Origin of the sequence: Anaeromonas gelatinilytica, from assembly GCF_016820635.1 — a bacterium.
Lineage (GTDB): Bacteria > Bacillota > Clostridia > Tissierellales > SIT17 > Anaeromonas > Anaeromonas gelatinilytica.
Window position 1 is genome coordinate 1 of sequence record NZ_WSFU01000101.1, and the last position, 3,698, is coordinate 3,698.

At 30.5% G+C, this 3,698-nt stretch carries 2 protein-coding genes; both read right to left on the reverse strand.

Translation table 11 applies throughout. The features are described from left to right. Positions 1–144: 144 nt before the first annotated feature. On the reverse strand, positions 145–1,470 hold the full coding sequence (locus tag GOQ29_RS08555; RefSeq protein WP_203372235.1) for an MATE family efflux transporter: 1,326 nt from the start codon (positions 1,468–1,470) through the stop codon (positions 145–147). A 763-nt stretch (positions 1,471–2,233) separates the two neighbouring features. Beyond that, positions 2,234–3,586, reverse strand: coding sequence for a YjiH family protein (locus GOQ29_RS08560; protein ID WP_203372236.1), 1,353 nt, complete (start codon positions 3,584–3,586; stop codon positions 2,234–2,236). Positions 3,587–3,698 lie beyond the last annotated feature (112 nt).

Consider the following 3,698-nt stretch of genomic DNA (forward strand, 5'->3'; position numbering starts at 1 on the left):
TAACAAAGTCTAAATGAAAGTAGGTCAGTTCTATCAATCAGATATCATCTTTTGATAGAGAAGTCTTTAGTAGTTTAGAACACCACTCCTTTAGGTGTGGGAGCAGTCAGTATGATGGTTAAAATGCTTAATTTTAGTATTATACTAATTCCTTGCTTTCCATAATATATAAGCTATAGGTAGTGTTAATATTTCTGCAAATGGAACTGATATCCATATACCATTATCTCCCAAAAGCTTAGGCAATACTAACAATAATGGAAGTAGTACAATTAAACATCTACATAAGGATATTGTTACGGATTCCTTCCAATATCCTATAGATTGCATATACGATGCTAAAAGAATGTTTGTGCCTGATACAAATAAAGCAGGGAAATAGTAAATAGTTGCAGTCATGGCAGTCTTAACAAGCTCAATATCATTATCAGCAAATACATACACTGGAATTTCTGTATATTTAAATAATAGTAAGTATGCTATTATTCCAATTGCTATGGATATACACAAGCTAATTTTTAAAATTGTTCTCATATTCCTTTTTTCATTTGCTCCATAGTAAAAACTTACTAGTGGCTGTGAACCTTCTGCCATACCTAAAAATATTGACAAAATTATTAAAGCTATATATCCTACTATACCAAACGCTGCAAATCCTAAAGCTCCCATGTGTATTCCAATTGCAATATTAACGCACAGTGTTGTTATACCCAATGCAAATTCCATAATAAATGATGGTATTCCTTTTATTAACATTTCAGAAATGATTTTTAAATCCATTTTTACTTTTTGAAGATACAAATTGCCTTTTTTAAATATAAAATGTGGTAGCATTATTGTCATACTAAATACAGGACCTAAACCAGTAGCTAGTGCTGTTCCACCTATTCCCATTTTTAAACGTCCCATGAAATACCAATCAAGAAATATATTTGATAATGCCCCAACAATCTGAGCAAACATTGCAAGCTTTGGTTGTGAATCGTTTCTTAGCCATGTACACATAGCATAGCTAAACATAAAAACAGGACTAAATGCAAAAAAATAGGTCATATATTTGACTACCAAATCCATTATGTTTGGAGTAGCTCCCAACACCTTTGCAATATGATGTCTAAATATCAAACTAACTACTGCTATTAATACAGACACTATAGCTAATAGTCTAACAGATACATTAAAAATATCTCTTGCTTCTTTATGTTCTCCTCTACCATTTTTACTAGAAATCAGTACACCTGCTCCTACTGATATAAACATACTTAAAGAGAGCAATATTTCTACAACAGGGACACCAACAGTTACTGCAGCCAGTGGTTCTCTTCCAAGTATTCTTGCCACGAAAAGACCGTCAACAACAATATATAATGAATTAAATAGAAGACCTGCTATTCCAGGTACAATATAGGATAGTAATAATCTAAACATGTTTTTTGATTGATTCTCAATTACTACTTCATTATTTTTCATACTTTATCCTCCTCTTAAGATGCATATAAAAAAGGTAGACCTGACGCAACCTCAGGCCTACCGATGCGATTCTGTTTTATCTCTTTATAGAAGTATTATTCCCCGGCGAGTATAATACCACGAGATCTATTCATTTTATATTCATCATATAGTATCAAAACGGAATATCTTTGTCAAGCTATTTACAATAATTTCAGAAATTTAGAATCAAAATTCCAGTAAAAATCGATTTTTATGTTTTTCAGACTAAGCCACAATCATTCATTATAACTCAATGGCCTCATGCCAAAAAAATTGTTAAGTGCTAAACCTCCGATTTTATTCAAGTTTATTGTTAAATGGATAATTTGAACGGTTAACTCCTTGTTTATTAGTTAAGGAGGCTCAATACTATACTGTTTTACGCTTATAATATAGTTATACTGTCATTAGTTTCATAAAGTATTATCCTTAAAATTAAAACAATGTTTTTCTACCATTTTTATAGCATATAATAACAATCTAATTTAGCTAGATATATCCATTAAATAAAAAAATATTAAAAGCGAAATATTTAAGCCATAAATCTTTGATATTATTTGAAATTTTAAATAAAATACTAAATATTTTTCTTTACTTTTCATTATGTTTTAAGACACACAAAAGAGGGTAAATTAATCTACCCTCTTAAGTCAATCTTTATTATAGTATGTTAAATAATATATATCTATTTTACTTTCCGTTAATCTCTAGTAATGGAGGCTTTATATCCAATAATGCCTCTTTAAAAAGATATTATGTCTAAAAAAGACAAAATATTTGTTATGATCATTAGTATTGGTAAAGACAATGCAGTTCTAAAAATAAATACTTTAATCACATCCCAAAAGTTCAACCCAATTTTACTTTTAACTAAAACCATACCAGTTTCAGACATAAATACCAATTGAGTAAATGCTAATACACCAATAAAAAATCTTGATGCTTCAGAGACTGATTCACTTATAAACAACGACGGTAAATACATGTCAGCAAATCCAGAAACTGATGCTGGTGCCATCATTGTTGCAACTTCTTTACTGTATCCTATTAAAGTATAGAAGAATACAAGTGGTGCGCTAATGATATTAAAAAACTCAGTATATTCTGCCACAACCAAACCTAATGTTCCAACCATCATAATAACAGGTAAAAATCCCACATATATATTAATAATACTCTTAAACGACTGCACTAACACTTCCCCAGCATTTACATCTTCTGCTTGTTTTATTGCAGATTCATATGCATGTTGTAAAACAGTTTTATCCTTTGGAATTTCAATTTTATTAGGCCTCACTCCTTCATAATAAGTTGGTGGAAATTTCTTAAGTGGCATTCTAGAGGTAATAAAAGCTAATATAACTGTTACTAATGCGATAGACCCATAAAATATTGGGAAAATATGTGCAAATCCTAATTCTTCAGCTACTGCAGAAGCAAAGGCAATACCTACAATAGAAAAACTAGTGGCAATTATATAAGCTTCTCTTTTATTGTAGTATCCTCTTTGATACTGGGTATCCGTCACCACAATACCAATCGTACCATCACCAACAAATGATGCGATAGCATCGATTGTTGAATATCCTGGTACTTTAAACAACTTTTCAACTACTGAACCTAATAAAATTCCTATAAACTCAACAGCGCCAAAATGTGTTAACAAAGGAAGAGCCATAATCCCAACAAAGAATGTTATATAAAGCGTGGTTAAAAGTCCCCCTTCTCCTGCCATGAGTCCACCAGTATTGGCATCTAAAATCACACTTGAAAATCCATAGTTTTCAAACCAATTGTTAATCACCATCAGATACAAGAAGGAGCCACCCACTCTTAATACAATATTCAAAGGGGAGGTTTTAAATACAGAATTAATAAATTCATTTTTTGAAGAATAAAAAATAAAAAGCACAGTTGCAATTAACACAATCCATGCACATAAAACAGTAAAGCTAATAAATAAATCAAACATGTTACCTGTAATAAAATTCACTATATGTGAAATAGCAATTTTCTTTTCACCGTGAAGATTAAAAGGCATTAAAAAGAAAACAAATCCAAAAATAGACAAAAATATAAACTTCAACTTATTCATATTACTCATAAACCCCCATTACATTTTTACTACGGTGCACCACTCATAGAATAACATAGATTACATAGGGTTGCAATATATTTTTGTATATTTCTTTAATGTTTTCGCATAA

What these genes read in the sequence shown, in the direction of transcription:
- GOQ29_RS08555 (WP_203372235.1), bottom strand. Translation starts at nt 1,470, where the DNA reads ATGAAAAATAATGAAGTAGTAATTGAGAATCAATCAAAAAACATGTTT.
- GOQ29_RS08560 (WP_203372236.1), bottom strand. Translation starts at nt 3,586, where the DNA reads ATGAATAAGTTGAAGTTTATATTTTTGTCTATTTTTGGATTTGTTTTC.